The sequence below is a fragment of the Polyangiaceae bacterium genome, from assembly GCA_020633205.1.
In the GTDB taxonomy this organism is placed as follows: domain Bacteria; phylum Myxococcota_A; class Polyangia; order Polyangiales; family Polyangiaceae; genus JAHBVY01.
This window is the reverse complement of record JACKEB010000014.1, coordinates 294,945-316,337: the sequence shown is the minus strand read 5'-3', so window position 1 is coordinate 316,337 and position 21,393 is coordinate 294,945. Positions and strand designations below refer to the sequence as shown.

17 protein-coding genes are annotated in these 21,393 nt (G+C 64.0%); 5 read left to right on the top strand and 12 right to left on the bottom strand.

Annotated features, from left to right (window positions below; translation table 11 throughout):
• Positions 1-122: 122 nt before the first annotated feature.
• Positions 123-2,129 carry a serine/threonine protein kinase gene (locus H6718_21445; protein MCB9587985.1) on the top strand — a complete coding sequence of 669 codons (2,007 nt, stop codon included), beginning with the start codon at positions 123-125 and terminating at the stop codon, positions 2,127-2,129.
• Between the two features lie 7 nt (positions 2,130-2,136).
• Here H6718_21445 and H6718_21440 read toward each other — a convergent pair whose 3' ends face one another.
• From H6718_21440 to H6718_21420, 5 genes are all read right to left on the bottom strand, one after another.
• Positions 2,137-2,670, bottom strand: coding sequence for a hypothetical protein (locus H6718_21440; protein ID MCB9587984.1), 534 nt, complete (start codon positions 2,668-2,670; stop codon positions 2,137-2,139).
• A gap of 968 nt (positions 2,671-3,638) precedes the next feature.
• Positions 3,639-4,133, bottom strand: coding sequence for a hypothetical protein (locus H6718_21435; protein ID MCB9587983.1), 495 nt, complete (start codon positions 4,131-4,133; stop codon positions 3,639-3,641).
• Positions 4,134-4,188: 55 nt separating this feature from the next.
• Entirely contained in the window at positions 4,189-4,482 is a 294-nt protein-coding gene (locus tag H6718_21430) for a hypothetical protein (protein ID MCB9587982.1), read from the bottom strand.
• A gap of 129 nt (positions 4,483-4,611) precedes the next feature.
• Complete coding sequence (locus H6718_21425) at positions 4,612-6,996, bottom strand: hypothetical protein (protein ID MCB9587981.1); 2,385 nt, start codon at positions 6,994-6,996, stop codon at positions 4,612-4,614.
• A gap of 156 nt (positions 6,997-7,152) precedes the next feature.
• Complete coding sequence (locus H6718_21420; protein MCB9587980.1) at positions 7,153-8,217, bottom strand: tetratricopeptide repeat protein; 1,065 nt, start codon at positions 8,215-8,217, stop codon at positions 7,153-7,155.
• Positions 8,218-8,604: 387 nt separating this feature from the next.
• Here H6718_21420 and H6718_21415 point away from each other — a divergent pair, with 387 nt between their 5' ends.
• Complete coding sequence (locus H6718_21415) at positions 8,605-10,050, top strand: serine/threonine protein kinase (protein MCB9587979.1); 1,446 nt, start codon at positions 8,605-8,607, stop codon at positions 10,048-10,050.
• 7 nt (positions 10,051-10,057) lie between these two features.
• Here the strand turns inward: H6718_21415 and H6718_21410 are convergent, their stop codons facing one another.
• From H6718_21410 to H6718_21400, 3 genes are all read right to left on the bottom strand, one after another.
• Positions 10,058-11,494, bottom strand: coding sequence for a hypothetical protein (locus H6718_21410; protein ID MCB9587978.1), 1,437 nt, complete (start codon positions 11,492-11,494; stop codon positions 10,058-10,060).
• Between the two features lie 170 nt (positions 11,495-11,664).
• Positions 11,665-13,041 (bottom strand): hypothetical protein, encoded by a 1,377-nt coding sequence (locus H6718_21405; protein ID MCB9587977.1) that lies wholly within the window; start codon positions 13,039-13,041, stop codon positions 11,665-11,667.
• A 230-nt stretch (positions 13,042-13,271) separates the two neighbouring features.
• Positions 13,272-15,803 carry a hypothetical protein gene (locus tag H6718_21400; protein ID MCB9587976.1) on the bottom strand — a complete coding sequence of 844 codons (2,532 nt, stop codon included), beginning with the start codon at positions 15,801-15,803 and terminating at the stop codon, positions 13,272-13,274.
• A 278-nt stretch (positions 15,804-16,081) separates the two neighbouring features.
• Between H6718_21400 and H6718_21395 the strand changes: the two genes are divergently transcribed.
• From H6718_21395 to H6718_21385, 3 genes are all read left to right on the top strand, one after another.
• Positions 16,082-17,323: a saccharopine dehydrogenase NADP-binding domain-containing protein gene (locus H6718_21395; protein MCB9587975.1), complete on the top strand. Its 1,242-nt coding sequence runs from the start codon at positions 16,082-16,084 to the stop codon at positions 17,321-17,323.
• A 177-nt stretch (positions 17,324-17,500) separates the two neighbouring features.
• On the top strand, positions 17,501-18,091 hold the full coding sequence (locus tag H6718_21390; protein MCB9587974.1) for a hypothetical protein: 591 nt from the start codon (positions 17,501-17,503) through the stop codon (positions 18,089-18,091).
• Positions 18,092-18,248: 157 nt separating this feature from the next.
• Positions 18,249-18,587 carry a hypothetical protein gene (locus H6718_21385; GenBank protein MCB9587973.1) on the top strand — a complete coding sequence of 113 codons (339 nt, stop codon included), beginning with the start codon at positions 18,249-18,251 and terminating at the stop codon, positions 18,585-18,587.
• Between the two features lies 1 nt (position 18,588).
• Here H6718_21385 and H6718_21380 read toward each other — a convergent pair whose 3' ends face one another.
• The 4 genes from H6718_21380 to H6718_21365 form a co-directional block, all read right to left on the bottom strand.
• Positions 18,589-19,293 (bottom strand): class I SAM-dependent methyltransferase, encoded by a 705-nt coding sequence (locus H6718_21380; GenBank protein MCB9587972.1) that lies wholly within the window; start codon positions 19,291-19,293, stop codon positions 18,589-18,591.
• Between the two features lie 203 nt (positions 19,294-19,496).
• Positions 19,497-19,784 (bottom strand): hypothetical protein, encoded by a 288-nt coding sequence (locus tag H6718_21375; protein ID MCB9587971.1) that lies wholly within the window; start codon positions 19,782-19,784, stop codon positions 19,497-19,499.
• A 245-nt stretch (positions 19,785-20,029) separates the two neighbouring features.
• The gene (locus H6718_21370; GenBank protein ID MCB9587970.1) at positions 20,030-20,758 is read right to left on the bottom strand and encodes a UDP-2,3-diacylglucosamine diphosphatase; all 729 of its coding nucleotides are present in this window, start codon (positions 20,756-20,758) and stop codon (positions 20,030-20,032) included.
• On the bottom strand, positions 20,755-21,252 hold the full coding sequence (locus H6718_21365) for a cyclic nucleotide-binding domain-containing protein (GenBank protein ID MCB9587969.1): 498 nt from the start codon (positions 21,250-21,252) through the stop codon (positions 20,755-20,757). Before H6718_21365 ends, H6718_21370 begins: the two co-directional genes overlap by 4 nt.
• Positions 21,253-21,393: the final 141 nt, after the last annotated feature.

The following is a 21,393-nucleotide window of genomic DNA, read 5'->3' as shown; positions in this document are numbered from 1 at the left end:
ATGTAAGTAGGTTCGAGTAACGGGTACGAAGCCAAGAGCGCCGCGGTTCCACTAGGTGGACCGCGGCGTTACCCGTTTGTCCTCACCCCCAAAACCCGCGGACGGAAGCTATGCTTCAGCCCATGACGAAGCGGGGGGACTCGAATCCCGATCTGAGCGACGAGATGCAGACGCTGCGGCGCAACCCTGGAACGCAGCGTGTCCCAGAAGCGCATCGCGCGACCGAACGTGTCGACGTTGCAGGGCAACCCACGCAGTACGCGCCGTCGGAGCGTGAGCCGCACAAGCCCTCCGAAGGGGACTCGGGTAACAGCGGCAAGACCGTGAATGTCGACGACCAGAGCCTCACCGAGCGCGCGTTTCAAGAACGCTATGAAGCACGACGCACCCTAGGCGCTGGTGGCATGGGTGAGGTCAAGCTCTGCCACGACTCGCTCATCGGGCGCGACGTCGCCGTCAAGGTGATGCACAGCGGGTTCGGCACCGATTCCGACGCACGCTCTCGTTTCCTCCGGGAAGCACGAGTACAAGGTCAGCTCGAGCACCCGAGCGTCGTCCCGGTGTATGACCTGGGGCGCAACGCCCAGGGTGAGCCCTTCTTCACCATGAAGCGCATCAAGGGCCTGACGATGGAAGAGATCATCGATGGCTATCGCAAGGGCGACAGCGCGGTGATCGATGGCTACTCGCGGCGTCAGCTGCTCACGGCGCTGTCACGGGTGTGCTTGGCCGTCGCCTTCGCCCACAGCCGCGGTGTGGTGCATCGCGATCTCAAGCCGTCAAACATCATGCTCGGTGACTACGGCGAGGTGAACGTGCTGGACTGGGGCGTCGCAAAGATCCGCGGCGCTGCGGAGATCGTCACGCCCGCTGGGGAGCTGCACGATGTACCCGGGGGCACCCAAGCCGGCACCATCTTGGGCACGCCAGGCTTCATGGCGCCGGAGCAAGCGCGCGGCGAAATCGACGCCATCGATGAGCGCACGGATGTCTACGCTTTGGGCTGCATCCTGTTCGAGCTGTTGGCGCTCGAGCCGCTACATAAGGGCACCACGCCGCAGGCGTTGCTCGTGAACACCGTCACGGGCTTTCAACAGCCGCCGAGCGAGCGCTCGCCACACCTGAGTATCCCCCCGGAACTGGATGAAATCGTGAGGAAGGCGACGCAGCTCGAGGCGCACCGGCGCTTCGAGTCGGCACGCGCCATGCACGACGCCATCGAGCGCTTCCTTGACGGTGAGCGGGACGTGGAACGCCGCAAGGAGCAGGCGCAGCACCACACGCTCAATGCTCAGCTTGCGCTGGCAAAGGCGACGGCGGGCGGCCCCGACGCGGCTGCAGAGCGTGCCAGGGGCATGCGCGAGCTCTCCACCGCGCTCGCGCTGGATCCCAGCCACGACGGCGCGATGCACACCCTGATGAAGGTGCTGCTGGATCCGAAGATCGAACTACCGCCAGAAGCCGAAGCCGAGCTCTTCGAGCAGAATCGTCGCGACCGGGTACAGGCCGCCAACGCGAGCTCCGTGGCCTACGCCGCTTGGGCGCTGATGGCGCCGCTGATGGTCCTGATGGGGATCAGGAGCTGGGGCCTCTTGGTGCTGATGGCGACGACGCTGACGGTGCAGATCAGCATTTCCACGTGGATGGGTCTCACAGGCAACGTGATGCCGAAGTACATGCGCTGGACCATGCCGACCACCTTCGCGGCGGTAGCGAGCCTCTCGATTATTTTCGGGCCACTGTTCTTGATGCCGGGAGCCGTGGCGGTGAACGCAGCCGTGATGATGGTCAGCATCCGAGCCAATGCGATCACCCGGCGCGGCATCATCATGGCAGCGAGCCTCGCGCTACTGATACCAACGGCGCTGATGATCTTCGGGGTCGTACCCAATCCCTACGTGTTCGAAGACGGCGCTTTGAAGATCCTACCCGCGGTAGTCAATTTCCCCAAGGAAGCGACTCTGGCGCTGCTGTTCTTCACCTCAGCGCTGCAAATCCTCTCGAGCGGTTTCCTCGTCGGGCGCGCGACCAAAGCACTCACCGAAGCCGAGCGAACCATCTTCGCTCAAGCTTGGCGGCTGAGGCAGCTGCTCCCGCAAGACGAGCGTCCCGCGGCGAGCGTCGGCTAGCAGCGCCTTAGAGCCGGCACTCACCCAGCTCGAGCTGGATGTCTTTGCCTGGCTCCGCACATTCCCAGCGCACACTCTTCATGCCGTCGGTCGCGCACTTCACAAAGTCTTCAACGCCGTCTTGAGTCGTCACGTCGAGCGACACCGCGACGTCGTCCGCGTCCTTTGCGGCCTTGACGGTGAGCTTGCCGCAAACGGCCTTGGCGCCTTCACGGCACTTCTTCACCAGCTCTTCCAGGCTCGTCTTCACGCCGCTCGGGCTACACGCAACGGGCGCATTGGACACCGGAGTCAGGCTCCCCTTGAGCGGCGGCGGCTCCTTGGGTCCGCTCACCGCGCTCTTCTGCGTCTCGTCCACTTCTTGGGGGGGAGGCGCACTGTCTTGAACAGCGTCGCCTGCCGGCGGCTGCACCGGTTCCGCAGGGATAGACTCCGGGGTAGCTGAGGCGCTGGTCTCTGGTGTATTGGCGCTAGGCGGCGGCGCGCCAGCGCAGGCAGCGACCGTGGACAAGAACAGCAATCCGGGGAGTTTCGAGTTCACGTTAGGCTTGGGTGACTGGAAGGCGCCGCGGATTCAAGCGGTGGGGAGACATGAGCGCTAACCCCCTGGAATCATGACTAATTCGCGCGCCGAGATCGTGGGGCTCGCATTGGAGCGCGGTGGTCGACACTCGGCTGCGACCTCTCGAAACCTCGGCAAGTAGCTCAAGCAACCAAATCATCGATCTGGCCTAACTGGTCCGCTACCGACGAGGTACCGTTTCGCACCTGCGGGCACAGGCCACTGCAGCAGCAGGTCACCGGTCTCAAGGTCGTAGATGGCGGTCCGGATTGAAATCGAATTGGTGCTACCAGAATAGACTTCATAAGCCCATGGGAACGAATCTCGTTCTGACGCGGTGAAGAATGTAACGTAAAGGCTCTGGTGCCCCTTCCAATGCGCACCAACGTACTGGCGCCCCATGTCCGATACATCCGCGCCCATGGTCGCAAGCGCGGACTCGAACGCTGCCGCGTCGGCAGCGCTCGGGCTCCAGCAATCGGAGTACGCTAGACTTGCTGCCCTGGCGGGAACCAAGAACGCGTCAACGCGCGGTGCCAGCGTTACGAACCGTTCTGAACTCGAACTGTCCGAACTACCCTCCTGCGCCTTATGGCTTCTCCGCAAGCACAGATAGCCTGTCGTTCCTACGAGCGATAGCAAGACCAGAGCCGTCCAGCGCCTCACTTCTTCTTACCTCCGCCCTTGCCCTTACTCGGGGCCTTTCGCCCTGCCTCCCCGTCGTGGGACATGCGCAGATTCATGTTTCGCTCCGCACGGAGGTCATTCTCGGAGATTCCGTTGGGATCGGCGAAGCCCGGAACGCCAGTGGCGCATCTGTGAGCTCCTGGATGAGGGTGAGAGCGTTGGCGCGCTGCTCCGCGGTCATCGAATCCGCGAATTGCAGAAACGATGCAGCTGCCGCCCAGCACCGTACGGGAGGAAGCGCACTCGGAACCGCGAAGACTTTAGTCCTCGCAAGGAAACGCGGTGTCCGGGTACTCCTCTTCAAGATTGCCCGCATCCTCAATCGACAACTCGCAGCGTTGCTCCCACCAAAACCCTCCAAGCCCGAGCGCGTACTCAAAGTCGAAGTAGAGCTTTACATCACAAACCAGTCGTTCGTCCTGAACGTCAACAAACCGAAATCGCTGCCAATGTACCGGATTATGAGCCGCGAAGAGGTAGAAGTACTCATCCTCCTCACCGCTCGCCGAGGCATCACCATCGAACTCAAACACCCTTCCGTTGAGGGAAGCAGGGCCGGAAAACCTAGGGAACGGACTCCCCAGCCCGAAGGAGAGCCCCCGCACACTCTGAAATTCGGCCACATCTAGCCAGTCTTCTGGCACGACTTCGGCGTTGAGACGCACTTCAATCCAGAAGCCATTCCATATCGCGTTACTTCCGGCGATCCCGTGCTGAATAACTCCTCGCGAGAAGACGAGTGCGTCAGGCGTCATTCGCCATCGGCCTGTGTTACCCCACGGCACTGAGCAAACCTCCGTTCGCCAAGTTTCAGCGTCGCCGCGGATGGGAGAGTGCGGCGAGCAGCATGAGTTGTGCGTACGACGCTGCCACCAGCACCGCACCAAGCAGAAACGCCGAAGCGCCGCGGAGACCGTAGGCGCTAGCTCCACCGAAGACAGCTGTGATGGTGACTCCTCCGAGCGCAAGCGCATCCACGAGGGGTGCGAAGGAGATGCCCGACCCCGTTGACCTTCGCCTTGCCAAGAGCCAAGGAACCGAGAGGTTCCACATAGCCTTCAGCGCGAGAACCAAGGCGCAGGCGTGGAACAGCAACGCAGACATCAGACGCTGCACACTCTTGCCCGCGGTTCCGCTTCAGGCAAGGGTCGCGACAAAAAGCGACAGGGCAACGCCTCTCAGCGTTGCCCTGCGGTCTCAGCGCGACTTCAAGCCGCGCTCTTTTTCAGAAGCTCAGCGCGGACCACCTTGAGCGCAGAAGCCGTTGATGCACTCGTTGGTCTTGTCGCAGCAGTCTGCTGCTGTCTCGCACTTCTCCTGCACCTGAGAGCAAGAGCCGCCCGGTGGCTTGTTGGAGCACTCGAGCTCACCGGAACTAGAGTTTGGCTGGCAGAAGCCGTTGCAGCACTGGTCGCCGGACTCGCAGCTCGTTCCGTCTGCGCGACACGGATCGAGCACCCAGAAGCCGCGGGAGTTGCCAGCGAGTAGCTCTTGTCCTGGCAGGTAGAACGCCGGGTGGCTCGCGTCGGTGCCCGGCGCCGCGCTCAAGTCGACCGCCGCGACCCACAGCTTCTTGGTGGTGATGTTGTTCTTTAGATCAGCCCAACGCGGGTCGGAACAGAACGGCGGAATCGTCGCGACGTTGCCATACATGCGACGGCTAGTGAACACCACCCAGGCGTAACCACCGCCGGGGATGGGGTTCACCGTGGGTTCGTAGTTGTAGTTCGCGTCGTCGCTGTGGGTGCGGTCGATACTGCCGACTTCGTACCCATCAGCCTCGCAAGCCAATCCGTTCGGAGTTGGAAGCGAGGGCAGGTAGCCGACTCCGTTCAGTTTGTCGAGGTGCGTGACGCTGGTGTTACCGTCCAAGTTCGTCCACCAGACCTGTGCCCGAGCACCGCGCCGCGTGCGGAGATCGGCCCCTTGCCCATCGGCGACAGTCGCCCCAGCTTGATTCGGAGTTGCGGTGGTCTGCCAGTGATAAACGAGGGACTTGTTGTCCGGCAGGAACGCGCCCCATCCAGGCCGCTGAGTCATGGCTCCACCGGTGTCATCCGCCACCACGCGCCGGTTGGAGAACGTCAACGTGGACTGGTCGAAGTCCATGACGACCAGCTGCTGGCCAGTACCCCCGCCTGGGTTTAGGACAACCAGCTTACCGTCCGGGGAGAACGCTGGCGTGCCCAAGTTGCTATCCGTAATCCCGGTCGTTACCAGTGGCGCCCCTGCTGCTGGCAGGGGCAGCAAGTTGCCATTCGGCGCAAGAGCCATGGATCCGTCCGGATACATCCCAGGGAACTCCGCACCAATCGCCATCGGCGTTTCCGTCGCACCCGTTGGAGTGAGATCATACGAGGAGCTGATGGCGCTGTTGTCACCATGCTGAGTGACCAGGCGCGACCCGTCTGCAGCTACGGAGTGGCACACCCGACATTGGGACGTCCCGCCGGTCGCCCCGGCAACCAGCTTAGGCGCGGAATCTCCTACCCTGATAGAGAGCGTCGCCCCACCAAACGTCACACCGTTCTGCGTTAGGTTTTGAGCCAGGTTCGTGCCGTACGAGTTGTAGTAGATGATGCCCGAGAGGCGCGCGGGAGCGATGGTCCAGGTCTGAGCGATGGGACCATACGCCTGGCCGCCGCTCGCGACGGTGAGCTTCAGCGTCAGGCGATCCGTGTTGCCGCCGGCGGTGTTCGTGGCCGCCTTCCACACGTCCTGGGGGATGGGGTGGCGGATGAACTTGCCACCCGTCTGCACGAGGATTGCGGGACGGCTGAAGGTGCCCTTCCAGGCGAACGAGCCACTCTGGGTGGCTAGCTCGAGCTGGATCGCATCGGCGTCACCAATCGACCAGTCCCAGGAGACGATGGGCGCGAGAATGCCCCGCGGAAACACCGTGTTGTCGTAGGGGTAGAGGAACTTGAGCCCCTCCGCGCTTCCATTGCCGCTGGGCATGCCCAGGGCGTCGATGATGCCGGTGTCAGTCACCGCGCCGCCGAGGCCGTCACCACCGACCCCACCGATGCCGCCGCCTTCAGTCAGCGAGCCCACATCCGTGGGGATCTGTCCGGCTTGCTCCGGGTTGTTCGGGTCAGCGCCGTTCTGTTCACCGGTCAGCTGCACCAGCACTTCGCGCTCGCGCGTCTCGCCGTTCAGGCCCGCGGTGATCTTGGCCAGGCCGCCCACCTTGCCAGTGGGGGTGAAGACGCCCGTCTCCGCGGTGCCGAGGGTGATGCTGCCGATGTCCCCGCGATCCACCGCCCAGCCAACGCCAACGGGCGAACCGTTGAAGGTCGCGTCGAAGGATACCGTCGGAGCGTTGGTTCCGAACGGAACCTGGATCACCTGTTGATCCGTCGGCGTGACCTGGAAGCCCTGCGTCTGAGAAGTACCGCCGGAGCCCCCGCCATCGATGTTCAGCGTACCGCCATTGCTCGTCCCGCCGCTTTCGGTGCCGGCGTTCCCGCCGCTCCCGGCGTCACCCGCGTTGCCGCCAAAGTTGGAGCCGCCGTTGCCCTCGGAGACCGAGGCGTTGTCTCCGCAGGCGGAGAAGAGGGCGGCGACACAGATCGAAAACCAAAGCAGCAAAGCGGTGCGCGGGACGCGTGCAATCATTCCAGAATGATACAGGGCTCCTGAAATCGCGCCAACGTTGCGCGGGCGCCTACATCATCCCCATCCCGCCTACCTGAACAGTCGGCAGCGGGCGCTCGACGCCAAGCGATACCTCGGGGATACGAGTGGCGAAATGCGAGTCGTCTGAGTCGCGTCTCAGAAGCTGCCGCTCATACCCATCGAGTTGAGCCCAACCCAGGGTGTGACGTGGGGCTCATTGCGGGCCGACTTCGAGTCGCCGCTGGATAGGATGAACATCACGACGCCCGCCACGAGCGCCGCGCCACCCACGCCGAACGAGATACCCGACAGCGTGCGCTGAGACGCGGCGTCTTCGTTCAAGGTGTTGGACTCCGTGCACTTGGAGGAGTCGAACCCGGTTTTGAACTTACAAAGCCCCTCATCGTAGAGCTTGTCCGAGTCGTCTTGGGTGCTGCCGGCCTGAAGCAAGAACACCGTGCCCAACGCGAGCCCGACCACACCAACGCCAAAGCCGATGTAGGCGCCGAGCCGAAGACCCGAGGAGCCGCCCATGTCCTGCGTCGACAAAGACGCCCCACTGCCCCCCTCACCCCCGCCCGCTCCGGGTCCTTCACCGCCTTCGCCACCGCCTGGCGGCGGCACGACGGCATTCGGATCCGCGACGAGCTCGATGGAGATCGACTCGTGGGCCGCCTCGGCGAGGGTCACTTCCTTCTCTTGAGGAACGAAGCCGGGGGCGCTGACGGTCACCTTGCGCGCGCCTGGGTCCACGGGGCGCTCGACGCCAACCAGCGCCTTGGGCACTTCGGCGCCGTCCATCTTCACATCGGCTTCGCCAGGCTTTGGCCCGCTGACGCTGATGGTGAGGTAGGCAATCTTCTTTTCGACCTCAGCCACCTCCGACGCAGCGTCCTTCTGTGCCTGCTTGAATGCGGGCGGGGCGTTGCCAGCGAGCGTCTCCCTGAGGATCTTGTTGTAGAGTTCTCGCGCCTTTACGTAGCCACCCAGCTTGGCGCTGGCGCGGGCTGCATAGAGCAAGTGCGGCGGCGCGTGGACCAGCGACTCTGCCCGCTCAAAGCGGTCGAGCGCCTCCTGCCATTTCTCCGCCTTGTAGGCCTTGAACCCCTGTTCGGCGAGGGACCGAGCCCCAGCGACTTCATCCGCCGACGGCTGCGCAAAAACCGGCACCGAGGTCAGCACCATCGACGCAATCAGCGGCAGCGCGAGTCCCGTTCGCACCCGTTGACCCAAGCTGCGGGGACGAGTCGAACGAGCGGGGACACCAACGGGGCTGGAGGGGCGGGCAGTCATGTTGGCGGATGCTAGCCCCACCGGAGGCTTTTTGCCTAGCGAAGGGGGAGCCGTTCGCAGGTGCAGCGCGACCTCGTGGCGCCAGTGTTCGGGCTCCGCGAGGCTCACTCGCGCCTACGGGTGCAAACGAGCAGGACTTAAGCAAGTCGCGCGGCCGGACGCAGTGATTGCGGGGATATACGTTGCGGATGGATCTCCGCACCCCGCTACACGTCTGTGGAGGCGGGACCGGCGCCCGCGCGGCAGCCTCGAACCCTTCTCAGATTGACCGTTGGAGTTTGCGCGGAGCCGCAAAAACAGGGACATTCACAGACGATGGCACTCAGCGCTGGCGACATCATCGATGACAAGTACCGCATCGTCCGCTTGCTCGGCGAAGGCGGCATGGGCGCGGTGTACGAAGCGGAGAACACCCGCATCGCACGACGCGTCGCGATCAAGGTCTTGCTCGGCGATGCCGCCGAGCGTCCCGACGTCGTGCAGCGCTTCGAGCGCGAGGCACAAGCCGCTGGCCGCATCGGCTCGGATCACATCCTCGAGATCCTCGACTTCGGCAACTTGCCGAACGGCGACCGCTTCATGGTCATGGAGATGCTCGATGGTGAAGAGCTCTCGGCGCGCATCAAGCGCCAGGTGCTGACCCCCGAGCAAACCGTGCCGCTCTTTCTGCAGCTGCTCGACGGCCTCGAGGCTGCGCACAACGCAGGCATTGTCCATCGCGACCTGAAGCCGGATAACATCTTTATCCTCAAGGAAAAGGCGGGCAACAAGGACTTCGTCAAGATCATCGACTTCGGCATCTCGAAGTTCAACCAGCTGAACGACTCCGAACACAGCAAGACCAAGACCGGCATGCTGATGGGTACGCCGTACTACCTCTCGCCGGAGCAGGCGCGAGGCGCGGCGCGGTCCGATCCCCGCAGCGATATCTACTCTTGCGGCGTCATCCTGTATCAGTGCGTCACCGGGGTCGTGCCGTTCGACGCCGAGACGCTGAACGAGCTGCTGTTCGCCATCGTGTTGAGCCCACCGCGGAACATCGACGAAGTCGCGCCTCATCTGGACGCTGGCTTTCGCGCGATCATCCAGCGCTCGATGGCTCGTGAGCTCCACGAGCGCTTCCAGTCAGCCAAGGAGTTCCGCGACGCGCTCGAAGCGTGGGGCCAGGGTCGCGGCTTCGTGGCCGCCCCGATGCAAACCGCACCCGCAGACATGAGCGGACCGGTCGCGGCGGTGGGCATGATGACACCGCAGACTCCCAATCTCCCCATGGATACGCGGGCTAGCTGGAGTCAGTCCCAGGACATGGGCCAGGTGCCCAAGAAGAGCAACGCCGGCCTGTTCATCGGGCTAGGCGCCGCGGCGTTCCTCTTGCTCGGGGGTTTGGGGTTAGGTGCAGTGTTCATGCTGCGTGGTGCGCCAGAGCCGCCGCCTGAGCCCGCGGCTCAAGTCGACGCGCCAACGGACCCGGCACAAGAAGAGCCCAAAGCAGACGACAGCGCCGAGGCAGAAAAGGCCAAGCTCGAAGCCGACGAGGCCAAGCTGAAGGCAGACGAAGCCAAGCTCGAAGTCGACGAAGAGAAGCTGAAAGAGGCGGAGAAGGCCGAAGAAGAGAAGAAGGACGAAGCGAAGGTCGCCAGCAAGCCGGCCGCGCCGACTCCTGCAGCGCCGAAGCCAGCGGCTCCGAAGCCGGCCGCGCCGAAGCCGGCGACGCCAGCGCCGGCCCCCGCCAAACCAGCCAAGCCCGACTTCGGCTACTGAATCGGGCTCAAGGTTTCATGACCCCAAGCACGCGCCCGTTGCTGCCACCACTGCCCTGAACCGTCCAGTAGAGGGCGTCGCTGGTGACGACCAGGCTATGAACATTTCCCGGCGTGTCAGCGACCGACTCCACGGGCGAGCCGCTCAACGGAGCGCGCTTGAGCTGACCTACAGGTAGTCGCGAGAGCCAGTAGATGTGCGTCGCGTCCACTTCCACATCCCACGGCTCACCCCCGCTATCTAGCGTGCGAATCGCGCCTCCAGACTTCGGGATGGAGAAGACACCACCGCTGGCGTCGCGAGCAGTCCAATACAGCTGGGTGTCATCCACAGCGACGGCGGTGGGATTGACCTGAGAGGTCGTGAGGGTCAGCTTCGACTCCGCGCTTGCGAGATCTCTTGGCATACGCACGAGCGCGCCATTGAACGCCTCACTGAAGTAGACGTGAGTCCCATCTAGGGTCATCCCTTGGGCGTTCTTCGCTCCTCGAGAATCGGTGCCATTGAAGATCGACGCCGACGTCGTCCAAAACAGCCCTGCGCTGTCTCCAGTCAGCTGTGTCGGTGTCAAACCCGCCGCCACGTCGGTGATGTTGCCGCCAATCTTTGCGACCTTCCCAACACGGCCGCTCGCCGTTTCCTCGATGAACACGACCTCGTCACCAACCAGCACCAGATCCTTCGGATTGGTCAACCCGGTAGCGACCGAAGTCGCAGAGCCTGTGGTTCCGCGAGGTGCGCGCTCGATGGCACCTCCCTCGCCGTTCGCCCAGTAGACGTCGGTCCCATCGGCAGCGATGCCGAGCGGGTCCTTGGGAGTCGCTACCGTAAACGGCTGACAAGCCCCCATCAAACACGCTCCGGGCCCGCAGTCATGCCCGCAATAGCCACAGTTCTTGGCATCGCTCTTTGAACTGACGCACGCCCCGTCACACAACAGAGCGTCCGTCCCACAAGCGACTCCACAGGCACCATCCGTTTCGCACACGGCAGTTCCGTTTCCGTGCGGGCATGGATCGCAGCTCAGTCCTCCGCAACCTTTGTTCGGATCGTCGAGGGCTTCGCACTTGCCGTCACATAGCTTCTGTTCTGACGTGCACGTCGGTGCGCCGGCGGTTCCGCCTGTGCCGCCGCTACCCGCAACGCCCGACGTTCCACCACTGCCGCCGGCATTGCTGCCTGCGTTGCTGCCGCCTGCATTGCTGCCGCCTGCATTACTGCCGCCTGAACCCCCTGAAGACGTCCCACCCGCGCCACCCGAGTTCACGCACAGGCATTCGCCGAAGACCATGCCATCACACGCCTTCTCGGCTACGCAGCCCGTCGAGTGTTCGCAGCTCTTGATCTCGCCGCCGCTGCACTCCTTGGTGGTCTGATTCGTGGAGGAGCTACTGCAGCCAGCGGCGCACAAGACCAAGACGAACAAGCTGGACCAACGACGCATCAAACCCTCCCAAGCGCCCGTACATGGGCCCCCTGATCCTCTTCACCTCCGCGCCCGGGGTCAACCTATTCCCGGGCATCTGCGGTTCGAGCAGGATTCAGCCCCTTGGAAACAACGAAAGCGTCTCCACGCGGAGCCGGAACCTGCGTTCGGCGGGAGACCACGCGTGGTTAGGGTTTGGCTAGACCCTGAACTCTAGCCAGCGAGGCGTGCTGGACCGTCCAGTAGAGCGCGTTGCTGGTGACGACCAAGCTGTGCACCTGGCCGAGGCCCGTTGCGAGCGTCTCCACGCCGCCGCTCGCGAGGCCGCGACGACGCAGCTGACCACCACTCTCGCGGGTGAGCCAGTACGCGTGAGTCGCGTCGATCTCCACGTCGTACGGCATATCGGTGGTGTCGAGGGTGACTAATGCGCCGCCAACCTTGGGCAGGCTATACACGCCGCCCGAAGTATCGCGATTCACCCAGAACACATGGGTCGCGTTCACGGTGATCGCGGTGGGCTTCGTTTGCGACGCGATCAGCTCCGCCGTCGGCTGAGAGGAGCTCAGGTCGCGGGGGGCGCGACGGATGGACCCTTCATTGAAGGTCGTGAAGAAGACCCCAGTGGCGTCGAGCGCAATTCCCTGGGGATTCGCAGCGCTGCGGGAATTAGTACCGTCAGTGATTTGATCGGTGCCTTCGAGACCCCAGTAGATCGACGTGTCCGCCGCCAAGGCAGAGGGCGTGATCTGTGACCCGGCGATACCGGTTGGCGTCCCCCCGGTCTTCGGAATGCGTCGAACGCGGCCGTTGGTGGCCTTCTCAATGAAGATCAAGTCGTCGCCTTGGACGACCACCGCAAATGGGTTGATGAGACCCGTAGTAAGCGTGTTGTGCTGCGCGGCGGTTCCCCGGGGCGCGCTCTGTATCTCACCCGCGTCCGCGTCCACCCAATAGACGGTCATGTCGTCCGCCGTGATCCCCACTGGATTCTTGGGGTTCGCCAACGTAAAGCGCTGACACAGCCCATCGACGCAGCTGCCCGCGAGGCAGCCGTGCCCGCAGCGGCCGCAGTGCTGCGCGTCAGTGTCGAGGTTGGCGCACTCCATGCCACAAGCCACCTCAGGCAGCGTGCAGCCGCCACCCGAACCGCCCGTTCCTGCACTTCCGGCTGCTCCGCCGCTGCCTCCACTCGTGGAACCCGCTGCCCCGCCGACGGCTCCGGTGCCTCCACCCGATGCGCCGCCGGCCGACGTCGCGCCAGTTCCAGCCGTGCCACCAGACATGTTCCCCGCGGAACCACCAGAGCCGGAGCTACCACCCGCGCCAACTACGCACTCACAGGCACCAAATACGCTGCCGTCACAGACTTTCTGAGCGGTGCAGCCCGACTCGTGTTGGCACGACTCGACCTCGCCAGACGTACACTCGCGCGCGGTTGCGTTCGTCGACGAGCTACTGCAGCCCACGAAAGCCGACCAGCTGATCGCGGCCAATACGCCCCAAAGACCCAAGCTCTTCCACCGCATCATCTCACCGCCGTCTCGCTGACGCGTCTCGCGCATCAGCTCCAAAAAAGTAGCTCTCGAGTGTCGGTGTAGCTCGCTCAGCCGTCAACCCAAACGGGGCCTCCCACGCCGGGCCCATGATGGCTTTCCCACGCGGCGTTGTTTTCCCACGCGGCAACGCTACGCATCCCGGAGGGTGCAGTTCACGCAAGGTATGCGCAAGCGCCGCCCAGGCTCTGTTGCTGAGCAGAGCGTGGGCGGCGCGTTTCTGCGATATCGGAAGGTGACTACTGACCGATTTGCGGCACGGCACCCGACACAGCCATGCCCAAGAAGCGCACGGCGTCGGCATTGGCTGCAGGCACGTCGAACACGACGAAGTGCCCGTCGGCACCGCTCATCGGCCCGTACTGCCGTGCGCCAAGCGTGAGGTCGTTGCCGTCCACCACATCAGTCAGGCTAAGCGGGACCGCTTGCTCCGTGAGGCCCAAGTCGTCCGGAACGGCCGCGGAGCCGTCGTGGATGGCGAGATCCGCCTCGGTTGCCAAGATGTAGTTCTCGATCGTGACGTTCGGACTGTAAGTGTCGTTCTGGCCGTAGGTCACGAAGAGGTGTTTGGGGGTGACTCCGCTCACCGGCTGACGCCCAATCAAGATGCCATAGTTGATCGGGTCTGCTGGCTCGATGAACTGCTGGAGCAGGTTCATCACCGGGTGACTGGTTCCTCCCGGCAACTGGAACTGGGAGTCGTAGTCACCGAGCACCAACGGGATCGCTCCGGCGATATTCACTGGCTTCTTCTTGCTGATCAACGCATCTCGCAGGATCGCGCCGTTGCCGCTGAACACGGCCGCGCGATACACGTGGCTGTACGGCACACCCAGGCTGCCCTCCGTTGACCCTTGAGAGTGGCCGAAGAAGGCGATCGCTGTCGGGTCGATCTTGATCGCGTCTCCACCAGTCTCCGTCGCGGTCAAATCCAAGCTCGCAGCGAAGCGACCCAGAGCGATCTGATCGGCAGCACCCTGCATCGGGTTGCCTCGTGCCGCCGCTGGGTTGGCGAAGTTGAAGAACAGGTTGTTGGGCGACTCCGTCGAGCCATTGCGACGCGGCCCATGAGACACCTGATCGATGCCCAGCACGGCGACCGGCACGCTGCCTCCCGGAGTGGCGGCGGCGGCCAATACGCCCGCGACCTCCGAGCGGATGTGGCTACGGAAGCTTCCGCCGGTTCCGTGCGCAAACACGACCAGGGGCCAACCGGCGGCCGGCATGCTCGCTCCCTTGGGCACTGTGAGCGCCATGCACACATCCTCGTTGCGCACGGGACCGGTCGTCTGGATCGCGCCTCCTGACGTTTGGTACGGCGCGTCACCCTGCTGGAAAATCGGCAGGCTCACCAGCGCGTGATACTCGTCGTAAGCGGGGTCAGCGCTACCGCAGGCGCGATCGCCCGTGTGATCTGGACACGGGGACTCGACGCCAGCATCGCACTTGACCCAGCTCGATGAGGTGGGCACCGGCGCGGCTTCCACCGCTGCGGCGAGCTGCTCCATCGGCGCTCGCGTGTCGCCCACCGTGATGACGGAGGCGTTCAGCACCGTAGCCGGATCGATATTCTCACCAGCCAAGTAGTCGCGAAGAGGTGCGTAGGCCGCATGGGCCGCGCCGAGCGCTGCGTCGGTGGGCGTCACACTGCCGAGCAACGCCTGAAGGTGCTCCGAGCGCTCGATCTGCGTGCCGTTCTTGGCGCGGCCATCGGTGGTGAGGAAAATTGCGTAGGTGTGCCCCGGCTCCAGAGGCGAACGAGCGGAGCGACGGATCGCAAACCAATCGCGGCAGATGTATTTGCCGCCGCCCTCCGAGTAGTACCAACGCAGCCCGGCTTGCGCGCCGTAGGACGGGTCGCCGGGCGTTACGTCCACCCAGCGCACGGGACGAATGCTGTGGTCATCCGGCTCGCGGAAGCTCTCGAAGGCGATGGGACCGGAGAAGCGGAAGGTGACCACTGGGTTCGCACCCCAGCCATTCTCCTTCTCCACCTCGTCGACGTACACCTGCACCGGATCGAACGGCAGCAAGCTGACGCCAGGCGTGGGGAAGCCAGTGAGATCCGGCTTGCCGTTCTTCAGGCGTGCGTCGTTCGGGAACGGCAGGCGGAAGAAGTCCTTCTCCTGACCCGCGGGGTTCGCGCCAGGCAGCTCGAAGTAGGCACGTACGGAGCCCTCGGAAGGATCATCGCACTCGATGGTTGGTGATCCAGGAATACCAAACGGCGGTGCGCCCGGCGGCACCGGCGCACACTGTCCAGCGATGCACGCGAGCCCTGCGAAGCAATCGCGACTCGCGGTGCACGAGCCACCGGCGTCAGTGTTTCCTTGCGGAACGCATTGAGCGCTAAAGCCAACCAGGTCGCAGCGCAGACCCGCGCTGCAGTCACCGTCGGACTCGCAATCGGATCCTTCGCCGCCGCTACCGCCGGGCGCGCACAAGCCGCCGATACACTGGAGCCCGTCTTGGCACTCCCCAGCAATTACGCACGGGCTGCCTTCGGGAGTTTCGCCGCCCGGCTCGCATACGCCAGCATTGCAGGCGAGGCCCGGTCGACACGGATCCGTATCGGTGCAGCTCTCCCCCACCCCGTGCCCCGCAGGAACCCCACCGGTTCCTCCGTTGGCGGCGGTGCCACCCGTGCCGCCGCTGTTCCCAACGCCACCGGTGCCACCGGTCTCTTGCGCCGTGACCGCGCTGCTGCTGCTGCACGCCAATCCCAGCGCAGGAAGTCCGAGAAGAAACACCCCTAAGTAAGCTAGACGCATTCGAGTCCCCTTTCGCACCTGAGTGCCAAGCCGCGGCTCCAACCAAGCCATTCGTGTCCCCACCACCGTGCTCTTGGTTTCAGAGAACAGCGGCGCCGCGTTCCCTGCGCGGATCCGCAGAAGCATACACGCAGTTAGCCGTGGTTGCTCGCGCGGCGTCGCCCGGCAGCGGTTCCATCCCGCACTGGTTTTTTCCCAAGGGCCGCTCGGCGACGCCCCCAGCATGTTCCCGTGATCGGTCTTTCCGCGCTGGATCCCAGAGCCTAGAGTCCCGCGTCATGTCGGAACGTCGATTCGAGATCAGCGTGCTAGGGGCTACAGGATTCACTGGCCGGCTCACCGCGGAGTACCTCGCGGGGGCGGCGAGCGGCCTGCAACGGCGTGGAGGTGCCCCCTTACGCTGGGCCATCGCAGGGCGGAATCCGAAGCGCCTCGCCGCGGTGCAACGGACATGTGAAGCGCTTGGCTCGAAGCCGGAGGTCGTGCTCTGCAGCGTGGACGAACCGCAGAGCTTGCAGGAGCTAGCGCGCCAGAGCGGAGTCATCGCCACGACCGTTGGCCCTTTCATCCGCTACGGCTTTCCCGTCGCGCAGGCGTGTGCGGAAGAGGGCGCACACTACCTGGACATCACCGGCGAGCCAGACTTCGTCAAGCGACTGATGCGCGAGCTGGATCAGCCAGCGCGAGAGCGCGGGGTCAAGCTCGTGAGCTGCTGCGGCTTCGACTCAATACCTCATGATTTTGGCGCGTGGTATTGCGTACGCCAGCTCACTGCGGACGCGCCAATTCGCATGTATGCGGTGGTCGAAGGCAACGGCGAGTTCTCCGGAGGCACCTGGCACTCCGCGGTCGGTGCAATGAGCGATCTGGGCAAACGGCGCGGCGGCAAGTCAGCAAAAAGCCGCACGGATAATCCGACGGGGCGTCGAGTGGGGAAGCTCCCGAGCGTGCCGCGCTATGACTCGGTGACGCGAGGCTGGATCGCTCCCCTGCCCACCATCGACCCAACCATCGTCCTGCGCACAGCCGCTTCGATGAACGCCTTCGGTCCCGACTTTCGCTACGGACACTTCATGCGAGTTGGCTCGAGCGGCAAGCTGCTGCTTGGCGGCGTCGGAGTGGGTGCAGCGCTCGCGCTGTCCAAGGTCTCGGTCACTCGAGACCTGCTGCTGAACTTCAAGCGACCCGGGGAGGGCCCAAGCCGTGAACGCAGGGCGCGGTCGTGGTTCCGCGTGACCTTCGTCGCAGAGTCGGAAGGCGGAGCAAGGGCCTTGAGCGAAGTCAGCGGAGGAGACCCTGGGTACGACGAAACCTCCAAAATGCTCGGTGAATCGGCGCTCTGTTTGGCTCGCGACGCTGAGGCGCTCGCCGCTTGGGACAGTCAGTTCGCTGTCGGCCCCTCCGCCAGCACCCCGTCTAGATCGAACAACGCGGGCGTGCGTACTCCGGTGCAGGCGCTGGGAGCGCCGCTCCTAGAGCGGCTCCAGCGCGCCGGCATGTGCTTTCGGCAACTGGACTAGTGCTGCTCGTGAGACGAGAAAACGCTGTGTTGATTTGTTCTGCGAATCACAGATTCGCCGAACTCGCGTAGCTTCGGTCAGCATACGTTCGCCCACTCCCACTCCTAATCGCTTTAAGTTTGAAGCGATTGCCCGAGGATGCGCCCTGCCAGAAGTCAGAGTACCTTTGAGGGACAAGTGAGCGCAGGGGAGCAGCAGCCCGCCGAGAGGGAGCGGACAAGCGAAGTGCGTGGTGTGTGGTTCGTCACCGCGGCTAGCTATTGCGAGAAGCGCTTTGGCGCGGCGGCGCTGCAAAGCGTTACCGACGAGATGCCTGCGCCACACCGACGCGCCCTACTGAATCCCGACGGAAACGCGTGGTACCCAGAGAGCATGATGCAAACGTCCATCGCAGCGATGGAGCGCGTGCTCGCTCAAGGTGACAGTGAGCGCTTCACGGGTATCATCGAAGGCTGCACTGAAGAAGGCGTTGGCCTCGCGTTCCGCGTCTTCTTGCGCGTCACCACGCCAGCCTTCGTGATCCGCCAAATCCCATTCATGTGGCGTCAAATCCGCCGCGGACGAGGCACCGTGGAGGTGTCGCCTGGAGTCGCGAGCGCGTCGGTGCGCTACGGCGACTTCCCGTACTTCGACGACCCGCGCTATCGCCTCCTGACAGAAGGCTCCTTGCGCGCGTTGGTACGCATCGCGACGCGGCGTGAGCCCGACGTGCGCGTGGTCGACTTCACGCGGAGCTCGCTGCACGTCGACATCCGCTACTTCCGCTAGCAACGGCTGCAGCGGCGTATGCTGTCCGATACTTCAGGCTTGAAGCATCGGTCAGGCGGAGGCTGCCGAAGCGCGAATACCTTGCGTCCCTTTAGGCTCGATTTGCAGGTTTGAAAGGTTCGCGAATCGACGTGTGGCTAACCGATGGAAACTGTTGATGCGAGTCGTTAGCCAGTGTGGCACGGCACTCGCAGTGCCCATCTCACCCATGCCCAGCCCCAACGACCTAATGAACGGCGCGCGAGAGAAGCTGATGCGTGCGCTCGGCGCGGAAGAGGGGCGTCGGATCCTCAACGAGGCGCTACGGCGTAGCGGCCTGTCGAGTGTCGATACGGCAGGGGATCTGCTGAAAGTCGCGGATCAACTCATGCGGCGCGGTGGCCTGCTGGAAGCGGTGGCGCGCTCCCTGAAAATTCAGGCGATCCTGGCAGGAGCCAGTGAGCCACCGCCGCCCAGCCAGGTCGGTGACCGTCCGTCCGCACCTCCAGGCGTGTGACTCAGTCGACCCGGCGAAAGCGCAGCGTCATGCGATCGCTTTCACCAACACTGGCGTAGGCGGGTCCGTCCTTCGACACCGGAGGCAGCGACCAGACACCGCTCGGGTAGTCCCGGGTGTCCTTGGGGTTGCCGTTGATCTCGGAGCGAGCGTCTAGCGCGAAGCCCGCCGCGCTGACGGCTTCGATCACGCTTGATTCCGCGAGGTAACCTGAGGTGAGTCGATCGCTGGGAGCGCGATGGGCGATCACACCAAACACCCCTTGGGGAAGCAGCGCCGAATGCACCGCACGGTACATCGCTCGCTCCTCGCTACGGGCCCGGTAGGTGTGCGCGACGCGAATGCCTAGCACGACGTCGAAGCGCGGCGTGCTCCAGCTCTCGAGCGGTAACCCCGGTAGCAGCTCCAGCGGCGGCTCGAAGCTCTGACTGAGCTCCTGCAAATCGAGCCAGCGATCGAGGAGCGGGCCAGTCTCAAGCGGTACGCTGAACACCTCGGGCGCGATGAACGGCGCAAGCACCGTCAGTCTCTGGCGCCCTTCCGCTGGCTCGAGGTACTCACCCAGCAAGCGCGTGTAGTAACCGTCTCCGGCTTCGAGCTCCAAGACGCGCGAGCTGGGCAAAACCTCGAAGAACTCCAACGTCTCGCGAGGATGCCGTGCTGCGTCTCGCGCGCGATCTTGGCTCGTACGCTGGGGCGCGGCCAAGGCGCGAGTGAGTGGAGAGGCTGGCGGAGGCGGTGGGGAGTCTGCGCTGGCACTCGCAGCGGGAGCCTCTTTTGGCGGCGGCGCTGTTGAGGGCGCGGCGGGGCTGCAGCTCGCCAGCACCAAAGCATAGGCAAAGCTCAATTCCGCACGGATTCGCGTCGACGCCAACGAAGAGCCTGCTCGAGTCGGGGCGCCGACGCGCGTCAGCGGCGGGGCGCGGAAGGCTCTGACGGCTCGAGGCTGTCGAGGCCAAGCTCGATGGGGCGCCACGCGAAGTGCATCACGTAGAAACAGCGCTTGCACACCAGGGCGGCCATCGGCGTGGTGACGGTGCTCTGTGCAGAGCCGTCCGCTTGGTAGCCCAGCTCGGCGACCAGGCCAGCGAACTCCCAGTGGGTGTAACGGCAAGCTGGGCAGCCAGGCATGTGCCCGCCGAACTTCTTGTTGAAGAAGGTCTGGATCTTCTCGAACACTCGCGGGTCCCCTGACATCTAGGCCTCCCGGGTAGCACTGGGCCTAGGCTGGTTCAACCTGGCTTCACCCAAAGCGCCCGAGTTCGGCGCCCTAGAGCCTCCGACGGCTCAAAAGCTGAAGCCTTCTCGGCGCTTGATGCCAACTTGGAGCGCTCCTCTCCCCCAAAAGAAAACCCCTACGCGGGTCCTAGGTCGCTTGGCCTAGGGTTGAGCGACGCCCCAGGGAGTGCGACCGGCGTACCCCAGTACGGTTTGCTCCCGACTCAGGCGGCGAGCTCTGACCAACGCCGCAGCTCGATCTGACCGTCAATAATTTCCACATAGGAATTGCCGCGCATCCAGTTTCCCGAGTTGACGTACAGGCCACCTTCGAGATCGATGCGCTCTGCCTTGTGGGTGTGCCCGAAGATCACGCAGTCGAAGCCCCGGCGCAGGAGCATCTCTGCGGCCTCGTGGTACACGCTCTCTTGCTCTCCCTCGGGCGTCGTACGGTACTTGTCCTTGAGCCGCTGGTAGTAAGACCAGAGGTAGTAGACGTCCGGGTAGATGTGCAGCAGCGGCCCTGCAGCCTTGGTCGCAAACTCGTACAGGTCCGGGTGCTTGACGAAGAACGGATCGTACAGGTGACCGTGCTCGATGCGCACGCGCTGCCCGCCTGATTTCAAGTTCAGGAACGGACAGATCTGAATCGCGGCCCAGCTCTCGAGGAAGTGCTCGAGCACGATGTCGTGATTCCCAACGACGTAGTACACGTTCAGCCCGTCTTCGATCAGGCCGCGGATCTGATTCAGCACCTCAATCGAGTCACCTGCGAGGTTCGCGAAGCTCGACTGTAGAATCTCGAAGCCGTCGCCATTGATGCACAGGCTGTAGCGCTCGCGCTTGGCGAACTTGAGAAAATCCGCCAGGTGCGTGTTGGCTTGAGAAAACGGATTGCCGATGTGCAGGTCCGAAATCACCAAGAGGCGCGGGTCGTTGCACTCGATGATCAAGCGCCGCCCTCCGGCGCCTTGCCATCAATTTTTCCACGCGGCTTTACGCTCGGCGGCGCCTCACCCTCGTCTGGGCTGTAGAGCATCACACCAGCGCGGTGCCCGCTCTCGGCCTCGAGCAGCTTGACCAGGCGCGCATTCAGCGTGCGCACGCGACCGCTCAAGCGGTGCAGCATCTCGAAGGCAAACGTCGGGTCACGACGCATGCGCACCAGGAGGCCACCAGCGCTGATGACAAGCAGCCGCGTCTCCCCCATCGCGCGCGCGTTGGCGTCCCGAGGCAACGACTCGAGCACGCTCATCTCGCCAAAGAAGTCACCCTTGCCCAGCACGGCAAGCTCCAGCTCACGCTCGCCCACCTTCTTGCTGATGACCACCTGGCCCGCCTGAATGACGAACATCTCCCGGCTCACGTCGCCTTCACGCACGATGAGCTCGCCGTCGGCGTACACGCGCTCCAGCTCTTTGCCCCGATTCAGCTTCTTCGTCTGCATGCCTTGAGTGGTTCCGTCCTTGGGTACGCGCTCATTTGCCGGGCTGGCCAGCGTAGCAGACTTGGCCGAGCCTCGATTGCCTAAGCGAGGCGCATTCCAGTTGCTGTGACCGCGGCGTGCTCCTTACTGTAGGTACTTCGA